The sequence below is a fragment of the Haladaptatus sp. AB618 genome (assembly GCF_024136965.1).
In the GTDB taxonomy this organism is placed as follows: domain Archaea; phylum Halobacteriota; class Halobacteria; order Halobacteriales; family Haladaptataceae; genus Haladaptatus.
Map to the genome: position 1 here is coordinate 21,573 of NZ_JAMYJX010000014.1, position 24,410 is coordinate 45,982.

The following is a 24,410-nucleotide window of genomic DNA, read 5'->3' on the forward strand; positions in this document are numbered from 1 at the left end:
ACGAGACGTGTTTGATTGGTGTGTGATTGCAGTTACTGGAAGGCAGACCCCGAAACCCCCCGCTCGTTCGCTCCCCTGTCGCTCACGAGAACTCCCATCGTCGCTTCGCTCCTTGGTCGTCATCCACCGTCAGAGCGGAGCTCTGACGAGCCACTCGTTCACTCCGTTCACGAGGACCTCGCGCGCCGTGTCGATTGGTCGGTCTCGCACAGGGAATGTGGTGCAATGCGGCGGCGGTGCGGTTGCGGTTTCATTGCCGCTCGGTAGTTGTAATCCAAGAAAGGCCAACCAAATCTCTGCGTAACGAGCGGACAGGGGTGGTCTGCTTCGCAGCAACCGTAACTCTACACCACGCAAACACGCCTCTTCGAAGCGAACCAAATCCCCGTCGTCGCTCGTCTCCGACCACCACCAGATGGCCGTGTCCACTAGACTTATGATGAATCTGTGCGAATGTGTGACTATGGCTCAGAAGGACCCGGAGGAACTCTTAGAGCTGAGTTCCGGTACGCGAAGCATTCTGGAGGAACACGGCCTCCGCCCGCTCTGGGAGGTCGAGGACGACTTCGGGAACGTCATGGACGACCTCGAACCGGACATCTGGAAGTGGGAGGACATCCAGACCGCCATCGACAGCATCGAGGATGACGTGCCCATCGCCGACCTGCCGCCGGGATTCCAGCGGCGGGTCGCGGTTCCGATCAACACCGCGCTCGGCAACGCCATCTCGAACACTATCTACGTCGGGGTGCAGACGGTTTCGCCGGGGGAGACCGCCCCGTCGCACCGCCACTCGGCGAACGCCCTGCGGTTCACCATCGACGGTAACGAGGAGATGAAGACGGTCGTCGCGGGCGAGGAGTTCCCGATGCGCGACAACGACCTCGTCACGACGCCGCAGTGGGAGTGGCACGACCACGTCAACGACTCTGACGAGACAGCCGCATGGCTGGACGTCCTCGACCTCCCCCTCTTCTTGGACTCGCTGAACAAGCGACAGGTGTTCGAGAATCACGAACTCGAACGCCAACCCGTGACCAAAACGCAGGGCTACTGGGACTCCCAATACGGTCGCGGCCGCCCCGCCGATCAGCAGTCCGACGGTTCCATTCCGGGACCGTTCGAGGGCGTCCGCGAGGCGACGCCGCCGTACCGCTTCGGGTGGGACGAGATGCTGGAGACGCTCCGCCAGCGGTCCGACAACGACGAACCCGACCCGCATGACGGGTACAGTCTCGCGTACGTCAATCCAGCGACGGGGGACCAACCGCTGTTCCCGACGATGTCCTTTCGCGCGCAGTTGGTGAACGAAGGGCCGACGGACCCGCACTTCCACAACGCGACGGAGGTGTACTTCGTCATCGAGGGCGAGGGTGCGACCCACGTGGACGACGAGGCGCTGGAGTGGGGCAAGTGGGACATCTTCGTGGTGCCGCCGGACGCGACTCACCACCACGAACCCGACGACGAGGCGATTCTCCTCGGCATGACCGACCGACCGGTGTTCGAGGCGTTCAACTTCTACGCCGAGGCACAGCCCTCGTAGATGTAAAAAAGACCTCGTTTTCTCGTTCAGTACTGGCCGACTGAGGTCGGCGGACTGCCGTGCGGGCCGTAAGGTGCGTCGTCGAGCCACTCTCCGGCGCGCTCCCAGTGGTCGGAGGCGGCCGCCGCGAGGCGCTTTTTCGCCTTGGTGACCGGACTGTCCCCTTGGAGGTATTCGAGCGCCTGCCCGGCGGCATCCTTGTTCCAGGCTGCGGACCGCTCGCGTAGCGCGGCGTACTGCTCGACTTCGGCCCGTCTGACCGAATCGACGTTCGACTGCAATGCGACCGTGATGGCGGATGCCGCCGCGTCGGCGTCCGCGATACCGGAGTTCATCCCCCGCGCGCCGAACGGGGCGAACAGGTGTGCCGCCTCGCCCGCGAGCAGGACGCGACGGTGGTCGTCGATGAACCTGTCCGCGGTAACTTGGAGGAACTGGTAGGTCGATACCCACGAGACGCGGTCGCGGTAGCGTTCGCCGAGCGTCGTCGCCACGAGGTTGCTAATGACGTCGTCGTTGGCGAGACGCTCGGGGTCGTCGGTCTCCTTGCACTGGATATCGACCCGCCAACCGCCCTGAAACGGGACTAGCAGGACGTTTCGGCCGTCAACGGTCGGGTGGTCGTAGTGGAACACCCGCTCAAGTCGTCTCGGATTTTCGGGGTCCTCCTCCACGTCGGCGATGACGAACGAGTTCTTCGACTCCTCGCCGTCGAACTCGGCCCCGATTTGCTTGCGAACGGTCGAACCGGCACCGTCGGCACCGACGAGATAGGACGCCTCCCATTCGTCGCCGTCCTCCGTCTCGACGCGGACGCCGTCGAGGGACGACTCGACCGTTTCGACGGGAGAATCCCAGTGAACTTCGACGCCCGCGTCTTCGAGCGCTTCGAGCATGTAATCCTCCGTCCACACCTGTGGGAGACTGGTGAAGTGCGGTAGTTCGCCGGAGCCACCGGGATTCGAATACGTCCGTTCGAACACTTGTTTGCCGCGCCAGAGCGTCCGTCTCGTCGGCCAGACGATTCCCTCATCGGCGAGCTTTTTGCCCAACCCCGGACTGTTCTGTTCGAGGGTGTGAAGCGTCGCGCCGTGGATGTATATCGCCCGGCTACCGGGTCGTTCTCGGTCCTGCGGATCTGCTTCGAGGATCGTAACCGGAACGCCACGAGCGTGCAACGCGAGTGCGGCGGTCATCCCGGTCGGACCGGCACCGGTGACGATTACTGAAGACTCACTGCCACTTTCGTCGGAACCCATTCTACACCTAACGACGGATTCGCCCTATTAGTTAGTTTCCTTGTCGGAGACTCTCACATCCAACGACTGCGCGTTATATTCGGATTTCCAACGCAATCTTTTATGTGTACGCTGAACGGATATGGTTCCATGCGATTCGTCCACTTCGACGGCGACCGACTGGGACTGCTCACCGACGACGGGACCGGTATCATCGACCTGACCGAGCGATTGGGCATCGAGTCGCGTGACCCGCTGCTCGAATACATCCGCGGCGAGTACGACGCCAGCGAGTACGCGGACGCATCCCCCGACCACGACCGGGACGACGTCGAACTCAACTCACCCGTCCAGCGACCCGGCAAGGTCATCGCCGCCCCGCTGAACTACGAAAACCACATCGAGGAGGCGTTAGCCGACCGCGATATCACCACCGAGGAGTGGTTTACCATCGAGGACAAGGGCTACTTTCTGAAGGCTCCGTCGAGCGTCGTCGGCCCGGACCACGGTATCGAGTTGCCGTTCGCTGACCGACGCACCGACCACGAAATCGAACTCGCGTTCGTGATGGACGACGACGTCAAGGACGTTCACGCGGACGACGCGTGGGACCACATCTTCGGCTACACCATCCTGTTGGACATCTCAATTCGCGGCGACCAGGACCGGTCGAACCGGAAATCCTACGACACGTTCACCGTCATCGGCCCCTGCGTCGTGACGCCGGACGAAATCGGCGACCCGCAGGACCTCGAAATGGAACTCCGACTCAACGGCGAGACGCGCCAGCAGGAGAACACCGGCGACATGGTGTACACCTGCGCCGACATCGTCCAGTACGCGTCCATCGGGTCGACTGTCGAGGCGGGCGACGTTATCACGACGGGAACGCCCGAGGGCGTGAGCGCACTCGAAGACGGCGACACCGTGGACGCCGAAATCGAGAACGTCGGTTCGATGAGCGTCGACGTCACAGGCAGCGACGTTCGATTCGAGGACGTGGACGTTCAGAAGGGCGGCCAGAACTGACTGCTAGAAGTATGATCGCTGTCAAGGTTCTTGGTCGAGGCTTGCACCTCCCGGTACCCCGAACATTATTTGTGGTATGTTCTCAATAGGCGGGTATGCTATTTCCGCAACTGTTCAGGCAATCGGTGGCGCGGACGCCGGACACCGTTGCCATCGTGAACCTCCAGTCCGGACGGGAGTTCACGTACCGAGAACTGGCAGACCAGGTTTATTCGCTCGCCAATGGACTGCGCGAGCGCGGCATCGGATGTGGGGACAGGGTCGCCGTCTGCATGGGAAATCGACCGGAGAACGCGATGGTGTTCCTCGCGACGCAGTTCGTCGGGGCCGTCGCCGTCCCGTTCAACTTCCGGGTGGCTCCCGGCGGCGTCGAATATCACGTCGCCGATTCGGACGCGGACGTGCTACTGTACGACGACTTGTCGCGGGAGGCGGTGGAAGCGGCCGTCGACTCGCTCGATTCCGGCCGAATCTACGTCGGAGACGACCCGCCGTCGGGAACGACGGCGTTCGATTCGCTGCTGGACGCGTCGGCGGACGAACCGGAAATCGTCCCGTCGAGCGAGGACCCGAGCGTCATCCTGTACAGTTCGGGGACGACCGGCGACCCGAAGGGAATCCTCCTCGACCATCGAGCGACGACCGGGCGAACGCTCGTCAACGCGATGGGCCAGCGGTACTACCTCGGCGAGACGCTCATCGGCGTCATGCCGCTGTACCACACCGTCGGACTGCACGGCGTCCTGTGCGCCGCGTTGAGCGTCTCCGGAACCTACCTCTGTATGCCGGAATTCGACCCCGAACGCTGCGTTCGGTCGATTCCCGAGTGGAACGTCAGTGCCCTCCACGAAGCGCCGACGATATTCAACCAGTACCTCGAAACCGACGCGATAGACGAGGCGGACGTCAGTAGCGTGCGGGCCGTGGGGTATTCGGGCGCGCCGATGAGTTCGAACCTCTTCGACCGCGTCGTGGATGTCTTCGACCCGGAGCACATCACGAACCAGTACGGCACGACGGAGGCGTTCGGAACGACCGCACACGCCGCGTTGGACGGCGACGATAACCCGGCGATGACCGGCCCGGCGAATCTCTTCTACGAGGTGCGAATCGTCGAACTGGACGGGACACCGGACGATGTGGTCGAACGCGGGACGGAAGGTGAACTCATCGTCAACACCGACTCCCCGCTCGCGTTCGACGGCTACCTGAACAAGCCGGAGCGAACCGCCGAGGCCGTCCGCGACGGCTGGTTCTTCACCGGCGACGCGGCCCGTCGGACCGAGGACGGAAACATCGTCCTCACCGGCCGCGCCGACGATATGCTCATCAGCGGCGGGGAGAACATCCACCCCGAGAACGTGGAAGATGTCCTCGTCTCCCACCCGAAAATCCGGGACGTCGGCGTCATCGGCGCACCGCACGACAACTGGGGCGAAATCGTGAAGGCGTACGTCGTCGCGGACGACGGGTTGTCGGCGGCGGAGTTGGACGACTGGTGCCTGCGAAACGACGACCTCGCGGACTTCAAGCGTCCCCGCGAGTACGCGTTCGTCGACGAACTCCCCCGCAACCCGAGTGGCAAGATACTGCGATACGAACTCCGAGAGTTGGAGTGACGTTCGCCCACGTCTCTTGTATGGCTTGTCACCATGACACGTCCCCGATGGATTTATCTCTCGACCGTGCGTGTTCGAAACAACGGTGGTAAGAAGCCATGGCCAACGACAGTAGCGCAACGGTGTCGACCGGACCGAACCGAGGGCGGGTCTCACAGGAGGATCTCGACGTCGGACGCTTTCGAATCCTCGCTCCCGACGGTTCGTACGATTCCGACGAGGTTCCGAGCCTCGACGACGAAGCGTTCTGCGACCTGTACCGATGGATGCTCGTCGAGCGGACGTTCGATGAACGGATGGTAAAGCTCCAGCGGCGCGGACAGGTCGGGACGTTCGGTTCGGGCCGCGGACAGGAGGCGAGCATCATCGGGTCCGGATACGCGCTCGAACGCGACGATTGGTTGCTCGGGATGGGACGCGAAGCGGGCGCGATGTTGCTCCAAGGGCTACCGATGCGGGACCTGATCCTGTTCTGGCGTGGCGTCGCGGACGCGAACCGGGAACTGGCGAAACACGACCAGATGATAGCCATCTCCATCGGCGGACACCTCCCTGTCGTCACCGGTGCCGCGTGGGGAATGAAACTCTCCGACAGCGACTCCGTCGTCGCGGCGTACTTCGGCGATGGAGCGAGCAGCACCGGTGCGGTCCACGAGGCGGTGAACTTCGCGGGCGTGCTCGACGCCCCGGCGGTGTTCTTCTGTCAGAACAACCAGTACGCCATCTCGACGCCGTTCGAGAAGCAGACGAACGCCCGCTCACTCGCACAACGAGCGGTCGGGTACGGAATCGACGGCATTCGCGTCGACGGAAACGACGTGCTGGCCGTGTACGAGGCGGTCTCCGAAGCGCGCGACGCCGCCCGCAACGGGAACCCGACGCTGGTGGAATCGGTGACGTACCGTCTCGACGCGCACACGACCAGCGACGACCCGAGTCGATACCGCGACCAGTCCGAGGTGGACCAGTGGGAGGAGCGAGACCCGCTCACGCGGTACGAGTCGTTTCTGCGCTCGGAAGGGCTGTGGGGGGATATCGACCGGGAAGCACTCGTGGACGACATCGACGACGAGTTCGACGCCGCGCTGGCCGCCGCGGACGAGTACGAGGAGCGGAGCGTCCGCGAGATGTTCGAGTATCTGTACGCCGAACTGCCGCCGTCTCTTCGGCGGCAACTGGCCGAGTTCGAGGCGTTCCTCGAAGCGCGACCGGACGCCGACGATCACATCGAACAGCGGCCCAAGGGGTGACCGAACATGCAAGAAACCATCGTCGGCGCAATCAACGACGCGTTACACGGCGAAATGGCGGACGACGACCGCGTGTTGGTCTTCGGCGAGGACGTCGCGGAGAGCGGCGGCGTCTTTCGCGCCACCGACGGACTGAAGGACCGATTCGGCGGCGAACGGGTCGTCGACACGCCGCTCTCGGAAATCGCCATCGTGGGCGGTGCTGTCGGACTCGCGGCGTACGGCTTCCGCCCCGTCGCCGAGATACAGTTTTCGGGCTTTCTCACCCCGGCGTTCGACCAACTCGTCACGCAGGCAAGCCGAATGCGGTGGCGAACTCGCGGCGAATGGACCGCGCCGCTCGTCGTTCGGACGCCGTACGGCGCGGGGGTCAAGGCGCTCGAACATCACTCGGAGAGCCTGGAAGGCGCGTACGGTCACGTCCCCGGTTTGAAGGTCGTCGTTCCGAGCACGCCGCGCGATGCCAAGGGACTCCTCATCGCCGCGATACGCGACCCGGACCCCGTGTTGTTCATGGAACCGAAACACGTCTATCGGTCGTTCCGCGGGGAGATACCCGAGGAATCCTACGAAGAACCGCTCGGAACGGCCGCCGTGCGGCGCGAAGGGTCGGAACTGACCGTCATCTCGTGGGGCGCGATGATGCGACCGACGATGGAGGCCGTGGCGAACCTCGGCGTCGATGCCGAGATTATCGACCTCAGAACGATTTCGCCGCTCGACCACGAGACGGTCGTGGAGTCGGTGAAAAAGACCGGCCGAGCGCTGGTGGTGCACGAAGCGGCCCGGACGGGCGGGTTCGGTTCCGAACTCGTCGCTCGTATCAACGACGACGCGCTGTACCACCTCGAAGCGCCCGTCGAGCGCGTTACCGGGTTCGACGTTCCCGTCCCGTTGCTCTCGATGGAGGACTACTACCTTCCGAATCCGCCCCGCATCGAGGAGGGTATTCGACGAGTTCTCGACCACTGAGTCGAGTCGGGAATCGATTTTTTCGACGTGACTACGGCAGGAGTCCCAGATAGTTCGCGACGTGTGCGAGGATCGCCGCGGTCGGAATCAGAATCGCCGTGCGAAGCGCGAAGATGACGATGAGGTCGCGGAATCGAACCGGGATGTCGTTGAACATGTCCATCATCATCGGGGCCGACGCGGCGAAGAAGATGATCTGGGAGATGGACACGATGGTGACGAAAAAGCGGGCCATCGCGCTCGTCTTCGCGACGACGGCCGCCGCCGACACCTGCTCGATACCGCTGATGAGTATCGCGGACGCGACCTGATTCGATTGTGGAATGCCGAGACCGGCGATGACGACGCCGAGCGGTGCGGAGACCACCCGAAACACGTCGGTTTGGGAGATGACGAGGAGCGTCACCGTGCTGATGGCGACGACCGTTCCGAGCGTTATCGCCGTCACTTTCAACCCGTCGATCAGTCCGGTAACCGCCGTGGAGAGGATGCGACCGTTCTCCGCTTCGTCCAAGGCCTTCCCCACGGCGAACCGACCGTAGTCGGTCGGGGTGCCGGTGAACGAGGGTTCCGGCGAAGGCTCGGCGATGTACTCCTTGGGAATGTTGCTGAGAGGCGGCACGCGGACAAGGATGACCCCGCAGAGTAGTACGGCGATGCCCCACGACACCAGAATGAGCGGGAATATCTGCAGGAGACCGACCGTCGAGACGACGACGCCGACGAACCCGATACTCACCGGCGCGAAGCAGGTGGCGATGACGAACACGTCGCGCTTGTGGTAGCCGCCGCGGTGAAAGACGTTGTACGTCACGTAGTAGCCGACCGTGAACGCGCCGATCCAGGAGGCGAGCGAGTCGAGTGCGGCACGTCCCGGCAGTCGAAACGCCGGTCGCATGACGGGTCGCGCCAGCGTGCCGACGAATTCGAGGCCGCCGAGTTCGACGAGCAGGTTCACGAACACCGCCCCGAGCGGGATGATGACGACGATGCTCATGACGATTTTCCCCCAGACGAGACCACCGACGAGGTCGGTGTGCAACATATCCGGACCGACGTCGAAAAACAGGAGGAACGCCACGAAGATGCCGAGAATCCGGAGGAGCCAGAAGAGGGGCGTCGTCTTCCAGTAGTCGAGGTCGAATCGTTCGACGGTTCGGTCGTCCAACGCGACGGTTCCCCGGTCCTGGAGTTCCGCGACGAGCGAGAGGGCACCTCCGGCAGTTATCAACGCTAGCCCGGCGACGCTGGTGAGGGTGGGAAACGCTCCCGTGATGAATCCGGCGGCGATGTCGAACGGGACGGTGATCTGGCCCTCCCACGAAACGGGAACGAGGAAGAAGAACACGCCGAGGCAGAACGCGAACAGGAATCGCAACACCGGAATCGTCTCGAACGAACCCGTTTCAGCGTCGTGAATCGTCTTTGCTTGCCCTTGGTCTTCCTCCCGTTTCCAAGTCCGTTGGCTAGATGACTGCCAAGGCTTCTGGCCGAACATAGTTTTAAATCGTGAGGGATGTAGAAAAATGTTGTACGTTGGCGTGTGACACTTTTCGCTCGATGGACGATTATCGAACGATCGACGAAATTAGGTCGGCGGACGTTCATACGGTCGACCATGCAGGAGAAATTCGAGGGGAGGTCTCCTATGACCGCCGAAAGCGCGTTCGTTTCGAAGATGGCGTACCTCGTCGGCGACGTCACCGTCGGGGAACGGTCCAGTCTCTGGCCGTTCGTCTGCTTGCGGGGGGACCGCGGTCCCGTCCGCGTCGGCGCGGAGACGAACGTCCAGGAGTTCACGATGTTGCACGGGGCCACGTTGGGCGACGAGGTGACGGTCGGACACGGCGCTGTCGTCGATTTTGCGACCGTCGAGGACCACTCGCTCGTCGGGATGCAGAGCGCCGTTCTCGGCGGTGCGACCGTCGAATCGAACTGCATCGTCGCGGCGAACGCCGTCGTGTTGCAGGACCAAGTCGTTCCGGAAGGCCATCTGGCGTACGGAACGCCCGCCGAGATCAAACCGCTCACGGACGAACAGTTGGAAGAAATATCGAACACGCACGAACACTACGTTGACCTCGGTCAACGGTTCCGCGGATAGTTGACGGCGTTAGACGCGGTTGAACATCGAACCGAGACCGAAGTCCGGAACGCGGATTCCGGAAGGGTGATCGTCCGATTACGACGACGATGAAGGGGGTTCGATTGGGGTAACGTAGCCACTCGCATCGACGAAGCACCACAATCATCGATTGTCGTAGAAACACAGGAATAATTCGAATATCAGAACTTACGAAAGGGGACGGATAATTCGATAAAACCGGATAGTACGACGGAACACTTCCCTACCGTTTCTACAATTTCCTATAAGTCAACGTTTTCTGGATTATTACTTCCAAATTACTAAAATAAAAATGTAGCGTATTTCTATGGATGTGTGACTCTACCACCATCTCTCTATCGATGTTCGTCGTGTTCGACCCGTATTCGTGCGCTGTTCGTATTCCGCTACGGATTTCACGGGTGTGACGCCCCAATTTTCTACAATAGGTAACTAAGCTATTGAATCTGAGCTACCTATTGTAGCTCAGGCATCTACTTACGGCAACTTTATATCCTCTCGGTAGGATGGCTCTTTTAACCGTCGAAACGAGCGTACGAGTCATAATAGGTGGCTGTTGTACCTGAGCTACCTACCAAAAATCGCGACGGCTGGGTAAAACAAAATGGGAGCTAGCATAGACACTCCACGCGCCGTAAGCGTGGTCATCCTGAAGGGCGGCGTCGGCAAATCAACGATTTCGATGAACCTCGCGCGACAGCTTTCCGAACGCGGTCGCGTCCTGTTCGCGGACCTCGATCCGAACGGCCACGCGACCAACGGTCTCGGCTTCGGGACCGTCTATCGGGGGGAGACGAACCTCGGGGACGTTATCCTCGACAACGGGGACGCGACCGTCTCCGACCTGATCCAGGAGACGGAGTTCGGGTTCGATCTCCTTCCGTCGTCGGATTCGCTCGAAGACGTGGAAAAGGACCTCGCGGGGGCATTGCAGGGCTCCGCACGGGTGAAGACGAAGATCGTCGACCCACTGCTCGGCGAGCGGTACGACTACATCGTGTTCGACTGTCCGGCCTACCCCGGCATGCTCAACAACAACGCGTTGGTCGCCTCGGGCAACGTCATCATCCCGCTCGAACCCGGATCCAGTTCCATCGGCGGATACAAACGCACGATGGAGCGACTCATCACCCCTTCCCGAGAGTATATCGACATCGACGTGCTCGCGTTGGTCCCGAACAAACTCCGCGAACGGATCGATCACCGAACGGAAGACCGCGAACTGCTCGAAAACCTCAACACCGCCGACGCGACGGAGGGAAAAGTCCCGAACTTCGCGCGTATCACGGCCGACCAGTTCGATGCCATCGATAATGGAGAGATGAAACCCCCGAAACCCGGAATCCGATACAGCGCAGCGCTTTCGAAATCGTTGAAAGCACAGCAGCCACTGATGGATTACGACCCCGACAACAGCCAACTCGAAAACTTCGACGAGTTGGCCACCATCGTCGCCAACGGAGGTGTCGAACGATGACCGATGCGAACCCGTTCGACGATTTGGGAGCGGTCGAGGACGACTCGGACGACACGGTCGAGGGTTCGAACGAACCCGTCGTCGAATCCACGGACGCCCCCACCTCGCCGGAGTCATCGTCGGACCAGGGGTCGGACCGAACGGAGGAGTCGTCCGCCCCCGTCTCGGGGCCGTCGTTCGACTATTCCGAAGTTCGCCAGCGCCCCCTCTATGCGCGCGGCGAGACGTGGGACGAGTTCGAGGACGCGATCGGCATCTCCGTCGTCCCCGAACTCCGTCGGGAGGGTATCCGCGACGAGGAAAAGCGTGAGATTCACGACGCCGTCCTCTCGCTCGCGGCCGAGGAGCCGGAACGGATCGTCGAACTCATCATCGAGCGACGGCGCGACCCGGAGCGATAGTCAGGCGGGATTCGTCGCCTTTAGCGAAAACGTGAACGGTAGCTCGTATTCTATATCGGGAAGTCGCCATCGGTCGTCGTCGTCCGGTTCCATGGCTTCGAACCGACCGAACGTGGCCCACGGGTGTTCGTGGAGGAACTCGATTCTGAGGCCCGCATCGATCAGCGCGGTGACGATGTCCTCCATCGAGTGCGAGAATCCGTGCGAGCGCTGATTTTCCAGGCCGAAGTCCCACCCGGCGTAGCTACCGTCGAACTCCTCGGTGACCGCCTCGGTGTTGAAGTAGGGATGTGCGACCTGCAAGCTCTCGGCGGTGCTTTCGTACGCGAAAGGGTTCGTCAGCGGATGTCCGTCCGCGATGTAGAACGTCCCGCCGGGTTTGAGGTGGGTGGCGACGACGTCCGCCCATCGTCCCAAATCGGGAAGCCAGTAAATGGTGCCGTAGGAGGTGAACACCACCTCGAAGGTCCCGTCCAGATTCGACGGCAGTTCGTAGACGTCGCTCTCGACGAACCGCGCCCGTTCCGGCGTGAGGCCGATTTCGTCCCGCAACTCGCGTGCGGTCTCGATGGCGGTCGGCGAAAAATCGACGCCCGTCGCGTGGGCCACACCCTCGTTCCGCACCCACGAGAGGGTGTCCATCCCGAAGTGACATTGGAGATGTAACAGCCTCCTGTCGGCGATATCCAACTCCTCCCGTTCGAGTCGCCGAAGCGACGACTCACCGTCGAGGAACGCCTCGACGTCGTAGAAGTCGGTTTCCGGATGGTGTTCCGCGAGTTCGTCCCAGTGATCGCGATTCTCCTCGATGTATTCGTGATGGTCCATACGGAGGATGTCGCCGTCGCTCGCATCAATGTATTGCATATGTGTTACCAATTGGTTCTCGGAGCGGGTGAGAACCCTCGGACCCGTCCGAGTACCGACCGGAAGCGGCGTCGATTTCCCCTCGGGAAGCTCATTCGGCGAGACCGAGGCGCTCGAACTGCGTCTCCGGCGCGCCGAGTTCCGCCATGGCATCGCGGAGGACGTCGCGCAGTTCGCCTTCGACGTCGGTCGCGTCCCCGGCGAGGTTCGTTCGCTGTCGGGGGTCGGTCCGAACGTCGAACAGCATGGGTCGATCGTGCTGTTCGTACGACTTTCCGGCGTAACGCCATACGGGAGACTCGCTGTACGGGAGGAACTCACCGGCGTCGGCATCGTGTTTCGGTGTGACGGGGGTGAACCACGAACGGGGGTTCATCATCGTCGTCGAGTAACAGTCCGTGGGAACGTCCCCGTCGCACGGATGGAGGTAGGTGTGTTCGCCGTCCGTGACGTTTACCGACGACCCCCAGTAGCCGTACAGTGCCCAGTCCCGGTGTCGCTCCGTCTCGCCCATCAGGAGCGGGTACAGGCTCCGACTGTGAGTCTGCCCCGGTATCTCCACATCGAGCGCGTCGAGCACCGTCGCGTACAGGTCGACGGCCGACGTGAGTTCCGACACCCGCTCGCCCATTCGCGGACTGTCCGGGTGCCAAATCATCAGCGGGGTTCTGGCGAGAACGTCGTACACCGGCCCGTCGTTTTTCCCGATCCAGCCGTGGTCGCCGAGGAGGAATCCGTGGTCCGACGTGACGACGACCATCGTCTCGTCCCACAAGTTCTGCTCATCGAGCGCGTCGAGCACGTCCCCGAACTGGTGGTCGACCATCGTCACCTTCCCGGCGAACTGCGACCGAAGGAAGTCGAGTTGTCGCTCGGTCAGTTCGCTCTGCCCGCTGTCGACTCTCCCGTAGTGGGGCCAAATGGGCAAGTCGCCGTCGCGGGGGTCCTCGTCCGTGTACATCGACGCGTACGGCTCCGGACAGTGGAACGGTTCGTGCACGTCGAAGCTGTCCACGTTACAGTACCACGATTCCCACTCCTGATTCCGTTCCAGCCAGTCGGTGACCGACGAGAACACCCGCGGCGCGAAGAAGTCGTCCACCGACTCGAACTCATCGACGTTTCGAGCGTACTGGTTTCGGTTTCGAAACCGGAGCGAGTCGGGGTGGGTGCTGGCCGCTCCGGCGAGTCGTCCGCGCATCCGGTCGTCCGGTTCCTTCGGAACGGTTCGCCACGCGTCTATCTCCTGCCCTCGAACGAACGAAAAACCGTTATAGTCCTCGTAGTAGCCGTGGCTCCCGTGTTGGAAATAGTGGTAATGGTCGGTTATCAGTTCGGTCAGGGTGCCGTTCTTCCGGAGCAGTTGGGGAAGCGTCGCGTCGAACGGCTCTATGGGTCCCCAGGGCCGCCAGAGAAACTCCTGTGTCCCCGTCTGCCACTCCCGCCGGGTGGGCATGCACGGGAGACTCCCGGCGTAGTGCGTGTCGAAGACGGCCGCTTTCTCCGCGAATCGGTCGAGGTTGTCCGTCTCGACGTCGTACCCGACGACGGCCGGTTTCTTGCTGTATGCACCGAGGAAATCGCGGCGGAGACTGTCGATGGAGACGAAGAGAACGTTCATCGGTCCTCCGTCTCACGTCTACTACCGTCGAGCAGTTCCTCGTGGTCGTCGCCGTCCCTGAGGGTTCCATCGACCACCAGAAACGGCCGCGCATAACAGATACCGCAGTGTTCCAGGCAAGGATGTTCGTCCGCGCCGACTTCCCGTAACCGGCATCGTACGTCCTCCTCGACGTTTCTCAGGCAGTATTCGACCGTCGGAGACATGCCCCGTGATTGCTCATCCGTTTCGATAAAGACTCGGGTGGTCGAAGTGACCCGATCCGCGTGGGAAATGCGACTCGGCTTTCGCGGTCACGGTTGAACGCCTACTTCGTTTTCGGGTATTCGGAGTGGTCCTCGTCGTACCGCCCCGTTTTCACGTCGTAGATGTGGAACAGGTAAAGACTCACGGCTCCGAATATGCCTGCCCCTGCCCAGAACAACGCTGGCGGCCCACCGTGGCCCGTGGTCGGAACGTACGGGTACGAGAGCGACTGTTTCTTCACGATGGTCTTCCCGTCCGGCATGATGCCGGAACCGACGTCGTCCGGAATCTGCGTTTTCTCCGCCGGACCGCCAGGGCTTCCGCAGACGATGCGGCCAACCATGCCGAGGGTCTTGTGCGGAATGCAGTAGTAGTCGTACGTCCCTTCGGTGGTGAACTGGTAGTCGAAATGTCCTTGGTTGATGACGCCGCTGTCCCACGACTTCGCTCCGTCGGGAATCAGTGACGACGACGAGTTGGGATTGTTCTTGGAGTACGACGTCGTCGAGTGGCCTCCCGACTCGATCACCCAGCGGACGTAACTGCCCTTCTCGACGTACAATCCGACGGGGTCGAAGTAGTAGCTCGATCCGCTCGTCACCATATCCACGACGTACGGGTCGGATTTGCTTCCGCTTCCTCGCCGAGGATTGGCACCGTTTCCCGACCCCGAATCGCCGGAATCCTGGGCGGCGACGGTTCCAGTCGCCCCGGCCGCTCCGGTACCGAGACCGGCGATGAACGTTCTTCGTTTCATACTCCATCGACGGTTTGCGTGAGAACCGTCGTCTCCCCCTTTCCGTCGTTCGTGCTTGTTGCGTACATCCATGTCCCCCCGTGGACCGCTCGTCGTCGGTGTATCGTAAGCGGTCTCATCAGAGACATACTATCCGGTCGTCAAAAAGCGTAGTGGTGCCGATTTCGACATACTGCTCGTCCGTGATTAGGGGACGAATCCAGCAGTGATCGCATCTCCTTTCGAGTTTACGACCGCATCGTCATCGATGAACTGATCATTTGCATCAACCAATAATCGAGCCAGTAGCTGATGCCATTTGCATCGAGCGCACCGTCAGTAAAACGTCGATTCTTTCCCGAAGGGTGCTAGGGGATCTCGATCCGACCCGATCCTTCGGTGCGTGCCTTCCAGTCGCCTCGAATCTGTATTGCGACATCGAGTTTATGAAATCTTCAAACTCCTTCGAGGATCGGTGGCCGAGACGTTCCGCACTCTACCTCGGCGGTTCGTCGGTTATGCAACGAGGTTACGAGACGTCTACGAAACGACAGCGCGTAGCACCCGTCGAATTCGCACCCGCAGAATCGAACGTTTGCAGTTCGACTCCCATCCGGATCGGAGTGTTACCGGAATTCCACGTTCCGATGCTGGGGTCCGTTCCGACGAAGAAACAGCAACTGGACGATCACCCACGTCGTGATCGAGAGGGCGATCAGAACGACGAACCCGACCATCCCGGACAGGGGGAGCAACCAGTGATACGCTGCCACGATCACGAACGTCAACCCGAGGTGGATCACGGGCATCAGCACGTCGTCCGTCCGCAGATTCATCGCTGTTCCTCCTCGTATATCGGCGTCGCTTCGGACTCGTGATCGAACGCTTCCGGCGCGTATCGATCCACCGACCGATCATCGACTCGGATATCCGACCCTTCTTCGAACTTATCGACGTGAATGCACGACACCTCATGTGATGCCTTCGCTCCCGATACTTGTTCGAGGGATGGGTCTCGTGATTGACATTCCGGCGTTGCCATGGGACAACGCGGGTGAAACGAACACCCGGATGGGGGGTCTATCGGGGACGGAACCTCTCCAGACAGCGCTTCCCGCTTCCGGGCGAGCGTCGGATCCGGTTCGGGAATCGCACGAATGAGCGACTTCGTGTAGGGATGTTGTGGGCTCCTGAACAACGACTCCGTGTCGCTGACCTCCACTATCTCACCGAGATACATCACCGCGACCCGGTCACACACATGACGAATAACGGACAGATCGTGTGCGATGAACAGTATCGTGAGGTCGTACTCGTCCTGAAGATCCGTGAGAAGGTTCAATATCTGCGCCTGAATCGAGACGTCTAGTGCGGAGACAGGTTCGTCACAGACGAGGAAATCCGGCTCGACTGCCAGCGCTCGTGCGATCCCGATCCGTTGGCGTTGCCCGCCGGAGAACTCGTGCGGGTATCGGTTGGAGTACCCCGATGGGAGTCCCACTTGTTCCATCAGTTCTCGAACCCGTTGCGTTCGTTCCCCGGCGTACAATCCGTGGATCTTCATCGGCTGACGGATGATCTGATCGACCGTCTTTCGACGGTTGAGACTGGATGCGGGGTCTTGGAACACGATCTGCATCCGCTTTCGGAATCGCTTCAACTCCCGTTCGGAAAGGGAAGTGATGTCCGTTCCGTCGAACGTGACAGTGCCTGCGGTCGGTTCGATCAGTCTGAGTAGACTCCGTGCCGTCGTCGATTTCCCCGAACCGGACTCCCCGACCAGGCCGAGCGTCTCTCCCTGCTGGATATCGAACGAAACGTCACGTACCGCTTTTACCTCCCGGGTCGACCCGAGCAGTCTGTCGATGACGCCGTCGTTCTGAACGAACTCCTTTCGAAGATCCGCCACTCGGAGGAACGATTCCTCGGTGTCGTCAGTCATCGGCCACCTCCTCGCGCGAAGCGATTACGTCGTGTGCGCCGTATCCTCGGGCATGGATGCACGCCGCTTCCCGTCCGGGTTCCACCGTTCGTAGCTCCGGGTCGTACGTCCGACATTCCTCGGTCGCGTGGACGCAGCGGGGGGAGAACGAACACCCCGACGGAAGTGCGGTGAGGTTCGGAACCTGTCCCTCGATGGGCGTCAGTCGGCTTCGACCCCCGCGAACGCGCGGGATCGAGCGCATCAATCCGCGAGTGTAGGGATGGCGTGGGTTCTCGAACAGCGCATCGACGGTGGCTCGTTCGACGATACGGCCCGCGTATGCGACCGCGACGCGGTCACAGGTACCGGCGACGACGCCGAGGTCGTGCGTGATGAGGATGATGCTCATCCCGTACTTCTCTTGCAGGTCGTCGAGTACCTCGAAGATTTGCGCTTCGATGGTCACGTCGAGCGCCGTCGTCGGTTCGTCGGCGATGAGCACATCCGGGTCACAGGAAATCGCCATCGCCAGGAGCGCACGCTGCAGCATCCCGCCCGAAAACTCGTGCGGATAGTTGTCCACGCGCGCTTCGGGTTCGGGAATACCGACTTCCCGCATCAGTTCGATGGTTCGTTCCCGAGCATCCCGCTTCGAAACACCTCGGTGCTCCCGGACGACCCGTGCGATTTGACTCCCAACGGTGTAGACGGGATTCAGCGAACTCATCGGGTCCTGGAACACCATCGAAATCTTGTCACCGCGGAGTCGTCTCATCTCCTCGTCCGTCTTCTCCAGCAGGTCTTCACCGCGGTATCGAATCGTCCCCGATTCGATTCGTCCGGGGGAATCGATCAGGCCCATGATCGACAGGGCGCTGACGCTCTTCCCCGATCCGGACTCGCCCACGATTCCGAGTATCTCTCCCTCGTGTAGCGTGATCGAGTTTCCATCGACGGCTTTGACCACGCCTTCTTCCGTGTAGAAACGCGTCACGAGGTCCTCGACCCGGAGAACCGCTTCGGCCGTCATTCTCGACCCTCCTCGGTGTACCGCGGATCGAGCGCATCACGTAGACCGTCGCCGAGCAGGTTGAACCCGAGGATGATCAGCATGATCCCGATTCCGGGGAACACCGGGAACCACCATTGACCGCTGTAAATGTAGCTCCTGGCGTTCGAAAGCATCAATCCGAGGCTGGACGTCGGTGGCTGCAACCCGAGCCCCAGGAACGAGAGTCCCGCGCTGGCGAGAATCGCGGTCGCCATGTAGAGCGTCGCTTGAACGATGATGACCGGGATGGTGTTGATCGCGACCTCTTGGGTGAGGATTTGGATATCCCCCGCTCCGATGGACTTCGCGGCGTTGATGTAGTTCTCCTCCATCTCCCTGAGAACCGCCCCGCGCATCACCCGAGCGAAGTTCGGGATGTATCCGATGCCGATGACGATCACTATCTTCAGGATGTTCGGTATCACGAACGAACCGAATTTCGTCGTTCCCACGCCGAGCACCCCCACCACAGCGATGGCGAGGATCAGACTGGGGAACGAAAAGAGGATATCCATGAATCGCATGATCCCCTCGTCGACCCACGAGTTGCGGTAGTAACCGGCAACTCCGCCCGCGGCCACGCCGACGATCATCGAGAAGATCACGACACCGAGCGATACCGTGAGCAACGTTCGGAGCCCGAACAGTATTCGCGACAGGATATCCCGCCCGTGGTTATCGGTCCCGAGCAATACGGTAGTCGATCCGACGACCTGTCCGTTCTCGTTCTTTATCATGACGGTTGAGCCAGGTGGGAGTGGATTGTGTGACATCCCCGGAGCGTCGTACTGCGCGGCGGGTGGATGTGGCGCGAGTACCGGTGCGAGAATCGCGGCGAAGACGGCGATTCCGATGATCGCGCCACCGACCAAGGAGAGTCGGTTCCGCCGGAAGTCGTGCCAGAACTGCTGCAACTGCGTTCGGTGTGGTCCGATTCGCTCGGACCGAGTGGCGTCTTCGGTCGCCATGTCAGTTCTGCCCCTCCTGACGGATTCGCGGGTCGAGATACGCATACAGAACGTCGACGGCGAGGTTCATGAACACGAAGACGATCGCTATGAAGAGGACGAGCGCCTGTATGACCCGGTAATCCCGTCGGCTGATCGCGAGGATGAGGAGGCGTCCAACGCCCGGTAAGCTGAACACGGACTCGGTCAAAACGGCCCCGTTCATCAATCCGCCGAATCCGGTACCGATGACGGTGACGACGGGGATGAGCGCGTTCCTCGTGGCGTCTTTGAATATGATCTCGTATTTCTTGATTCCCATCGCTCTCGCGGTTCGGATGTAGTCCTGGTTGATCGTCTCAAGCATTTCCGAACGCGTCATCCGTTGAATGATCGCCGCGTGAGCGGTTCCGAGGGCGATGGTCGGTAGCAAGATGTGCTTCAGGTTCGAGACGGGGTCCTGCCATAGCGGGACCCACCCGCCGGTCGCCCATTTGAACTGGAAGAAGACGCCGAACACCATGATGAGGACGACGCCGAGCCAGAAGTCGGGAATGGAGATACCGGCGAGCGCGCCGATGCGTGCGACGTGGTCCGTCGGTTTGTTCTGACGGAGCGCGCCGATGATCCCTGCCGGGATGCCGATGAGGACGGCCAGAAGCTGTCCGAAGACCGCAAGCTCGATCGTGAGCGGGAGGCGGTCGGCGATGAGTTTCGTTACGGGCGTTCCCGGCTGTATCGTCAACGACGTGCCTAGATTCCCTTGCACCACCTTGGTAATCCACAACCAGTATTGGACGTACATGGGCTGGTCCAAGCCGAGGTTCTGTCGTATCTTCGCGACGAGTGCCTCGTCCTGCAACGGGCCGAGCAGGAGTCGAACCGGACCGCCGGGGGCGATGTGAACCATTCCGAACACCACGATGCTCACCCCGAATAATACCGGAATGGCGAGCAGTCCCCGCTTGAGGACGTACCGGGCGATAGTCATGATCGATTCTCCATTGGTCGATGCGTGTCGGCCGTATCGTTGCTGATTTCCATATATATCTCTGTGCGAATACTGGTCGTCCTGATCTGTTACTCTCGTACGAGTGGGTACCACGACGGCTGAATCATTTCTTGCTGGCTCCTCTCATATCCGAGGTGAATTTGCCCATCTTGAAGCCCGTAACGTCGGAGTTCCACACCGCATACCGGTTGCTGTACGCGATGTCGATCTGAATGGCGTTCTCGACGAGATACTCCTCGAGTTTCCAGACGATCTTCTTCTGTTTCCCCTGGTCGTCCAACGCTTGCGCCTTTTCGAGCGTCTTCACGAACCACTCGTGGCCGTTCGAGAAGTTCCCCTTCGCGTCCGACGGTGCCGCCGGGCCAGTCGGCTTGTACTTGTCGTCCAGGTCCGGGCTTTCGTGGTGCCAGTTGACGTGGTTGTGGTTGTTGTCGGCGAAACCGGACCTGAGCCAATACGTGACGACGGGGACCGCGTTCGTCCAGTTTTCGAGCGCGATCTGCCAGTCCTTCGTGTCGTACACCTGATCGAAGAGCGCGGACTTTTCGAGGACGCTGATCTCGACGTCGATGCCGATATTGCCGAGTTGATTCTGAATGATGACGGCTTCGTCCTTGAAGTGACCGCCCTTCGTGGTGATGAGTTTGAGGGAAAACCCGTCGGGATTACCCGCCTTTTTGAGTTCGGCTCTGGCTTTCTCCGGGTCGTACAGCTTCTTCTTCTTGAGATTGGGGGACGTCCATTCGCTGTCCGGATACCACAGCCCTTTCTGTACCACGCCGTTGCCGTAGAAGATTTCCTTCAGTATCTCCTGTGCATCGATTCCGAAGAGGACCGCGCGCCGGTTGTGCACGTTCGCCATCGGATTGTTCCCGGTATCCATCAGGTTCGGATAGAGGACCTCGGTCGTGTTACCCGCGGTCGTCTTTCCGTCGAGATTCGGTCGATTCGTCATCGATTTGTAGTCCTTGGCCGGTATCGCGCTCGTCAGGTCGAGGTTCCCCGACCGAAGCTTCGAGAGACGGGTCGCATCCTCCGAAATGAACAGGAATTTGATCTCGTCGACCTTCGGGAGGCCGTCCTTCCAGTAGTCATCGTTCTTCTTCAGGAGCACGTGAGAGCCGCTTTTCCACTCCACGAATTCGAACGGGCCGGTTCCGGCACCGGACGGGTCCCGCGTGAGGTTCGTCGAAAATCCGGACGGACCTTTCCCCTTCGACGTCGACCCGCGCGACCCCTTCGGAACGATTCCTTCGAGACCGCGGGTGAGCCACCAATTGATCGTCGTGAACGGCTTGGAAAGTTCGAGACGAAGCGTCCGGTCGTCGACGATTTTCGTCCCACTCGCGAACGGGATACGCCGTCGAACGGGGGAGTTGTTGTCGGGATTCAAAATCCAGTCGACGGAATATTTGAAGTCCTCGACGGTGACCTCGTCGCCGTTATGAAACGTAAGCCCGTCCCGGAGCGTGTACTCGAACGCCTTTCCCCCGCTTTTGGATTTCGGGACTGATTTCGCGAGTCCGGGTTGCAACTTCGTGTTCGTCGATAGCTCGATCACTTCGTCGTAGATCAATCGGCCGATGATACTCGAGGACGTATCCGACCAGAGTGCCGGGTCGAAGTTCCACGGTTCAGCGGGCATACCAACGTTGAGCCGAACCGTCGCGTTCGAACCCGTTCCGCCGCCTCCGCCGCTTCCGTTCCCGTTCGTATCGCCGTTTGTAGAACCGTTTCCTGTACACCCAGCGAGCGATACTCCGGTGAGGGCCCCGGCAATTCCGAGAAACTCACGTCTATCGATGTCGTATTCGATGATCTTCCCTGTCATAGTCTGTGGTCTGGTGTCGCGTGACATTCGGACATCGAATCAACTACATATATATTTTTGCTATTGAGCGATTATTCGTGTCAATATGCGTGCTAAAAACGACGAATCGGTTGTGGAGAAGACTAACACGGAAATCCCGAGAATAAGTTCCTCGTATGCAAATTTATTTATAGAGGGGGCCCAGATGCTAAGATCGATCCAGAAATGGCAAGAACACGTATTCGGGAGAGTAGAGCGTTCAGTACTCACGTGCGTTCGGAAACGACGACGAGCGGAACACGAGGGTATCGAAACAAATGACGGTTTCATTGGATTACGAGAACTACGACTTGGGCGGTCTCACGTGGGAGGAAGCCGAGGAATCGATTTTGGCGGCCGATTTCGTGGTCCTCCCCACCGGTAGTATCGAACAGCATTCGTTACACCTTCCCGTGTCGGTCGATACCCTCCGGGCGGAAAACCTCACGCGAGTTCTCGTGGAACGTGCACCGGAACACGATTTCAACATGCTTCGGCTTCCGACGCTTCCGTACGGCTACTCCGAACACCACATGACACGGGCAGGAACGATGACCCTGATGCCGGACACGTACCAGACCGTGATTCGGGAACTCGGCTCGTCGATCGCCGAACACGGGGCGAGCAGATTACTCATCGTCAACTGCCACGGCGGAAATCTGTCCCCGTTGAAACTCGCGGCCGACCGCCTCGAACGCGACACCGGAATCGAGGTGTACATCGTCAATTGGACGTCGTACGCACGAGACCTACTCAACGAGCGATTCGGGGAGGATTGGAGCCACGCAGGCGAGCACGAGACCAGTGCCGTCGAACTCTTCCATCCGGATCTCGTCAGGACGGAACGGAAGGAAAAACAGGAGCGGAAGGCCAGCTACAATGCACGCCAGTATCGGTGGTACACCGATTTGGCCGTTCAGGGCGGACGCGGTGACCCCCGAAACTCGGATCCGGAGTTCATGGAGACTGTCGTCGCTGAAACGACCGATCGAATCCTCACCGCGCTTTGGGAGGATCTCCAGCAACCGAGCGGCGGTGACGGTCGTAGAGCGAGTGACGAGTGACCGAGACGGTCGTTTCGAACGTCGTCGCAACCACCGAGAACCGGTGTCCAACTATATTGGACACCCCGTCGACGGGGTGAGAGAACGAACTCGTAAGTGAGTGGAATCGAGGGTAATTTTGGAGGAAGATTTATTATGATTCTACGAAAAGCAGTGTTTCAATGTCACAGGGAACGACGAAATCACTCAAATCGCTACAACAAGCTTTCGAGATAATCGAACACCTCAAACAGACGGATGGTGCTGGCGTAACCGAGGTCGCAAACGAACTCGGTCTCCCGAAAAGTACGGCGCACATCTACCTCAGTACCTTGGAGGATATCGGATACGTGGTGAATCGAGATCATCGGTACTACGTCGGACTTCGATTTCTCGACGTGGGGGAGACGGTTCGCAACCAACGGCAGGTCTACGAGGTCGGGTATCCCGAAATCAACGACCTAGCGAGGGAGACGGGTGAGCTAGTGAGTCTCACCGTCCTCGAAAATGGGAAAGGAGTGTACCTATACCGAGCGAAGGGGGAGAACTCGATTCCCGTTCACAACTACCCGGGAAGCAGGGTCCATCTGCACTGTCGCTCCGCGGGAAAGGCGATACTCGCCCATCTCTCGAGTCGCCACGTCGAGGAGATTATCGAGAAGCATGGACTGCCCGCACGAACCGAGAAAACGATCACCGACCGCTCCGTGTTGTGGAACGAACTGGAACGGATTCGTGAACGCAAGTACGCGACCAACGAGGGTGAACTCAGACAAGGTCTCCGTTGTGTTGCTGCACCGATATTGGACAACGGCCAAGTCATCGGTGCCGTCAGCGTCTCGGGTCCCCGCGGTCGAATGACCGGTCAACGGTTCCGCGAGGACCTACCGAACTTGGTCCAGAATACGGCCAACATAATCGGAATCAACCTCACCTACTCGTAGTGATTCTGTTGAATACTCGCGCGGTCGCTTTTCACTGTCGAACGTCCGGGGCGTCGATGACAAAGACTTCGAACCATGGTTCCCTTTTCCTGCCGTTGTCCAACACTGTTGGACGTCGTGTTCGGTTCGAGTTGCGGATTCAAAAAGTGAGATCACGTGGCTCATGCTTGTCAGCGGTAACCGTCTCGTAGGTGCTTTACAGTACTAATGGTGTAATGGACAATTGAAACTGTGTGGCCATGATCGAATATCGTAACCCGTAGGCGTCGATCGACATCCCATCACGTGTATCCCGTCGAAATCTCCTTCCCGAACTCTACGTCGAGACGGACAAAATTTGATATAGCATAATAGACTTTATCAATGTCGTAGATGGTCGGTTTTGAGCAGTAGTAGGTCTGAGGTGACCGATATCTGTAATCCTCTCTCCGACATTCGAACTTCCGCTTAGAACCATAAGCGGAAGTGAACACACCCCGGTACCCTCGAATCGATCTGTGTGCAATCCGTGGT

22 protein-coding genes are annotated in these 24,410 nt (G+C 60.2%); 10 read left to right on the plus strand and 12 right to left on the minus strand.

Going from position 1 to position 24,410, the window contains the following annotated elements:
• Positions 1–463 precede the first annotated feature (463 nt).
• Positions 464–1,546, plus strand: a complete 1,083-nt coding sequence (locus NKF26_RS23015) for a cupin domain-containing protein (RefSeq protein WP_253225940.1) — start codon at positions 464–466, stop codon at positions 1,544–1,546.
• Positions 1,547–1,572: 26 nt separating this feature from the next.
• Here NKF26_RS23015 and NKF26_RS23020 read toward each other — a convergent pair whose 3' ends face one another.
• Positions 1,573–2,805 carry an FAD-dependent monooxygenase gene (locus NKF26_RS23020; protein ID WP_253234937.1) on the minus strand — a complete coding sequence of 411 codons (1,233 nt, stop codon included), beginning with the start codon at positions 2,803–2,805 and terminating at the stop codon, positions 1,573–1,575.
• Positions 2,806–2,934: 129 nt separating this feature from the next.
• Between NKF26_RS23020 and NKF26_RS23025 the strand changes: the two genes are divergently transcribed.
• The 4 genes from NKF26_RS23025 (at position 2,935) to NKF26_RS23040 (ending at position 7,654) form a co-directional block, all read left to right on the plus strand.
• Entirely contained in the window at positions 2,935–3,813 is an 879-nt protein-coding gene (locus tag NKF26_RS23025; RefSeq protein ID WP_253234938.1) for a fumarylacetoacetate hydrolase family protein, read from the plus strand.
• Positions 3,814–3,908: 95 nt separating this feature from the next.
• Entirely contained in the window at positions 3,909–5,432 is a 1,524-nt protein-coding gene (locus NKF26_RS23030; protein ID WP_253234939.1) for a class I adenylate-forming enzyme family protein, read from the plus strand.
• 98 nt (positions 5,433–5,530) lie between these two features.
• Positions 5,531–6,682 (plus strand): thiamine pyrophosphate-dependent dehydrogenase E1 component subunit alpha, encoded by a 1,152-nt coding sequence (locus NKF26_RS23035; protein WP_253225944.1) that lies wholly within the window; start codon positions 5,531–5,533, stop codon positions 6,680–6,682.
• Between the two features lie 6 nt (positions 6,683–6,688).
• Positions 6,689–7,654, plus strand: coding sequence for an alpha-ketoacid dehydrogenase subunit beta (locus NKF26_RS23040; RefSeq protein ID WP_253225945.1), 966 nt, complete (start codon positions 6,689–6,691; stop codon positions 7,652–7,654).
• 31 nt (positions 7,655–7,685) lie between these two features.
• On the opposite strand, the gene NKF26_RS23045 is transcribed toward NKF26_RS23040, so the two are convergent.
• On the minus strand, positions 7,686–9,152 hold the full coding sequence (locus NKF26_RS23045) for a YjiH family protein (protein WP_253225946.1): 1,467 nt from the start codon (positions 9,150–9,152) through the stop codon (positions 7,686–7,688).
• Between the two features lie 120 nt (positions 9,153–9,272).
• Between NKF26_RS23045 and NKF26_RS23050 the strand changes: the two genes are divergently transcribed.
• The 3 genes from NKF26_RS23050 (at position 9,273) to NKF26_RS23060 (ending at position 11,657) form a co-directional block, all read left to right on the plus strand.
• Entirely contained in the window at positions 9,273–9,758 is a 486-nt protein-coding gene (locus NKF26_RS23050; protein ID WP_369682182.1) for a gamma carbonic anhydrase family protein, read from the plus strand.
• A 625-nt stretch (positions 9,759–10,383) separates the two neighbouring features.
• A complete protein-coding gene (locus tag NKF26_RS23055; protein WP_253225948.1) occupies positions 10,384–11,256 on the plus strand; it encodes a ParA family protein in 873 nt (290 codons plus the stop codon).
• Positions 11,253–11,657: a hypothetical protein gene (locus tag NKF26_RS23060; RefSeq protein ID WP_253225949.1), complete on the plus strand. Its 405-nt coding sequence runs from the start codon at positions 11,253–11,255 to the stop codon at positions 11,655–11,657. The genes NKF26_RS23055 and NKF26_RS23060 overlap by 4 nt, the downstream gene beginning before the upstream one ends.
• Here the strand turns inward: NKF26_RS23060 and NKF26_RS23065 are convergent, their stop codons facing one another.
• The 10 genes from NKF26_RS23065 to NKF26_RS23110 all read right to left on the minus strand — a co-directional run bounded on the left by NKF26_RS23065 (position 11,658) and on the right by NKF26_RS23110 (position 21,892).
• Positions 11,658–12,524 (minus strand): bifunctional 2-polyprenyl-6-hydroxyphenol methylase/3-demethylubiquinol 3-O-methyltransferase UbiG, encoded by an 867-nt coding sequence (locus NKF26_RS23065; protein WP_253225950.1) that lies wholly within the window; start codon positions 12,522–12,524, stop codon positions 11,658–11,660.
• Positions 12,525–12,615: 91 nt separating this feature from the next.
• Entirely contained in the window at positions 12,616–14,145 is a 1,530-nt protein-coding gene (locus NKF26_RS23070; RefSeq protein WP_253225951.1) for a sulfatase-like hydrolase/transferase, read from the minus strand.
• Complete coding sequence (locus NKF26_RS23075; protein ID WP_253234940.1) at positions 14,142–14,351, minus strand: DUF1450 domain-containing protein; 210 nt, start codon at positions 14,349–14,351, stop codon at positions 14,142–14,144. The genes NKF26_RS23070 and NKF26_RS23075 overlap by 4 nt, the downstream gene beginning before the upstream one ends.
• A 101-nt stretch (positions 14,352–14,452) precedes the next feature.
• Entirely contained in the window at positions 14,453–15,148 is a 696-nt protein-coding gene (locus NKF26_RS23080) for a plastocyanin/azurin family copper-binding protein (RefSeq protein ID WP_253225953.1), read from the minus strand.
• A gap of 605 nt (positions 15,149–15,753) precedes the next feature.
• The gene (locus tag NKF26_RS23085; RefSeq protein WP_253225954.1) at positions 15,754–15,963 is read right to left on the minus strand and encodes a hypothetical protein; all 210 of its coding nucleotides are present in this window, start codon (positions 15,961–15,963) and stop codon (positions 15,754–15,756) included.
• Entirely contained in the window at positions 15,960–17,069 is a 1,110-nt protein-coding gene (locus NKF26_RS23090; protein WP_253225955.1) for an ABC transporter ATP-binding protein, read from the minus strand. Before NKF26_RS23090 ends, NKF26_RS23085 begins: the two co-directional genes overlap by 4 nt.
• Positions 17,062–18,081 (minus strand): ABC transporter ATP-binding protein, encoded by a 1,020-nt coding sequence (locus NKF26_RS23095; protein WP_253225956.1) that lies wholly within the window; start codon positions 18,079–18,081, stop codon positions 17,062–17,064. Before NKF26_RS23095 ends, NKF26_RS23090 begins: the two co-directional genes overlap by 8 nt.
• Positions 18,078–19,070 (minus strand): ABC transporter permease, encoded by a 993-nt coding sequence (locus NKF26_RS23100; RefSeq protein WP_253225957.1) that lies wholly within the window; start codon positions 19,068–19,070, stop codon positions 18,078–18,080. Before NKF26_RS23100 ends, NKF26_RS23095 begins: the two co-directional genes overlap by 4 nt.
• Position 19,071: 1 nt before the next feature.
• A complete protein-coding gene (locus tag NKF26_RS23105) occupies positions 19,072–20,034 on the minus strand; it encodes an ABC transporter permease (protein ID WP_190303818.1) in 963 nt (320 codons plus the stop codon).
• Between the two features lie 130 nt (positions 20,035–20,164).
• On the minus strand, positions 20,165–21,892 hold the full coding sequence (locus NKF26_RS23110) for an ABC transporter substrate-binding protein (RefSeq protein WP_253225958.1): 1,728 nt from the start codon (positions 21,890–21,892) through the stop codon (positions 20,165–20,167).
• A gap of 296 nt (positions 21,893–22,188) precedes the next feature.
• Between NKF26_RS23110 and NKF26_RS23115 the strand changes: the two genes are divergently transcribed.
• A complete protein-coding gene (locus NKF26_RS23115; RefSeq protein WP_253225959.1) occupies positions 22,189–22,974 on the plus strand; it encodes a creatininase family protein in 786 nt (261 codons plus the stop codon).
• A 161-nt stretch (positions 22,975–23,135) separates the two neighbouring features.
• Positions 23,136–23,897, plus strand: coding sequence for an IclR family transcriptional regulator (locus tag NKF26_RS23120; RefSeq protein WP_253225960.1), 762 nt, complete (start codon positions 23,136–23,138; stop codon positions 23,895–23,897).
• The last annotated feature ends 513 nt before the right edge of the window (positions 23,898–24,410 follow it).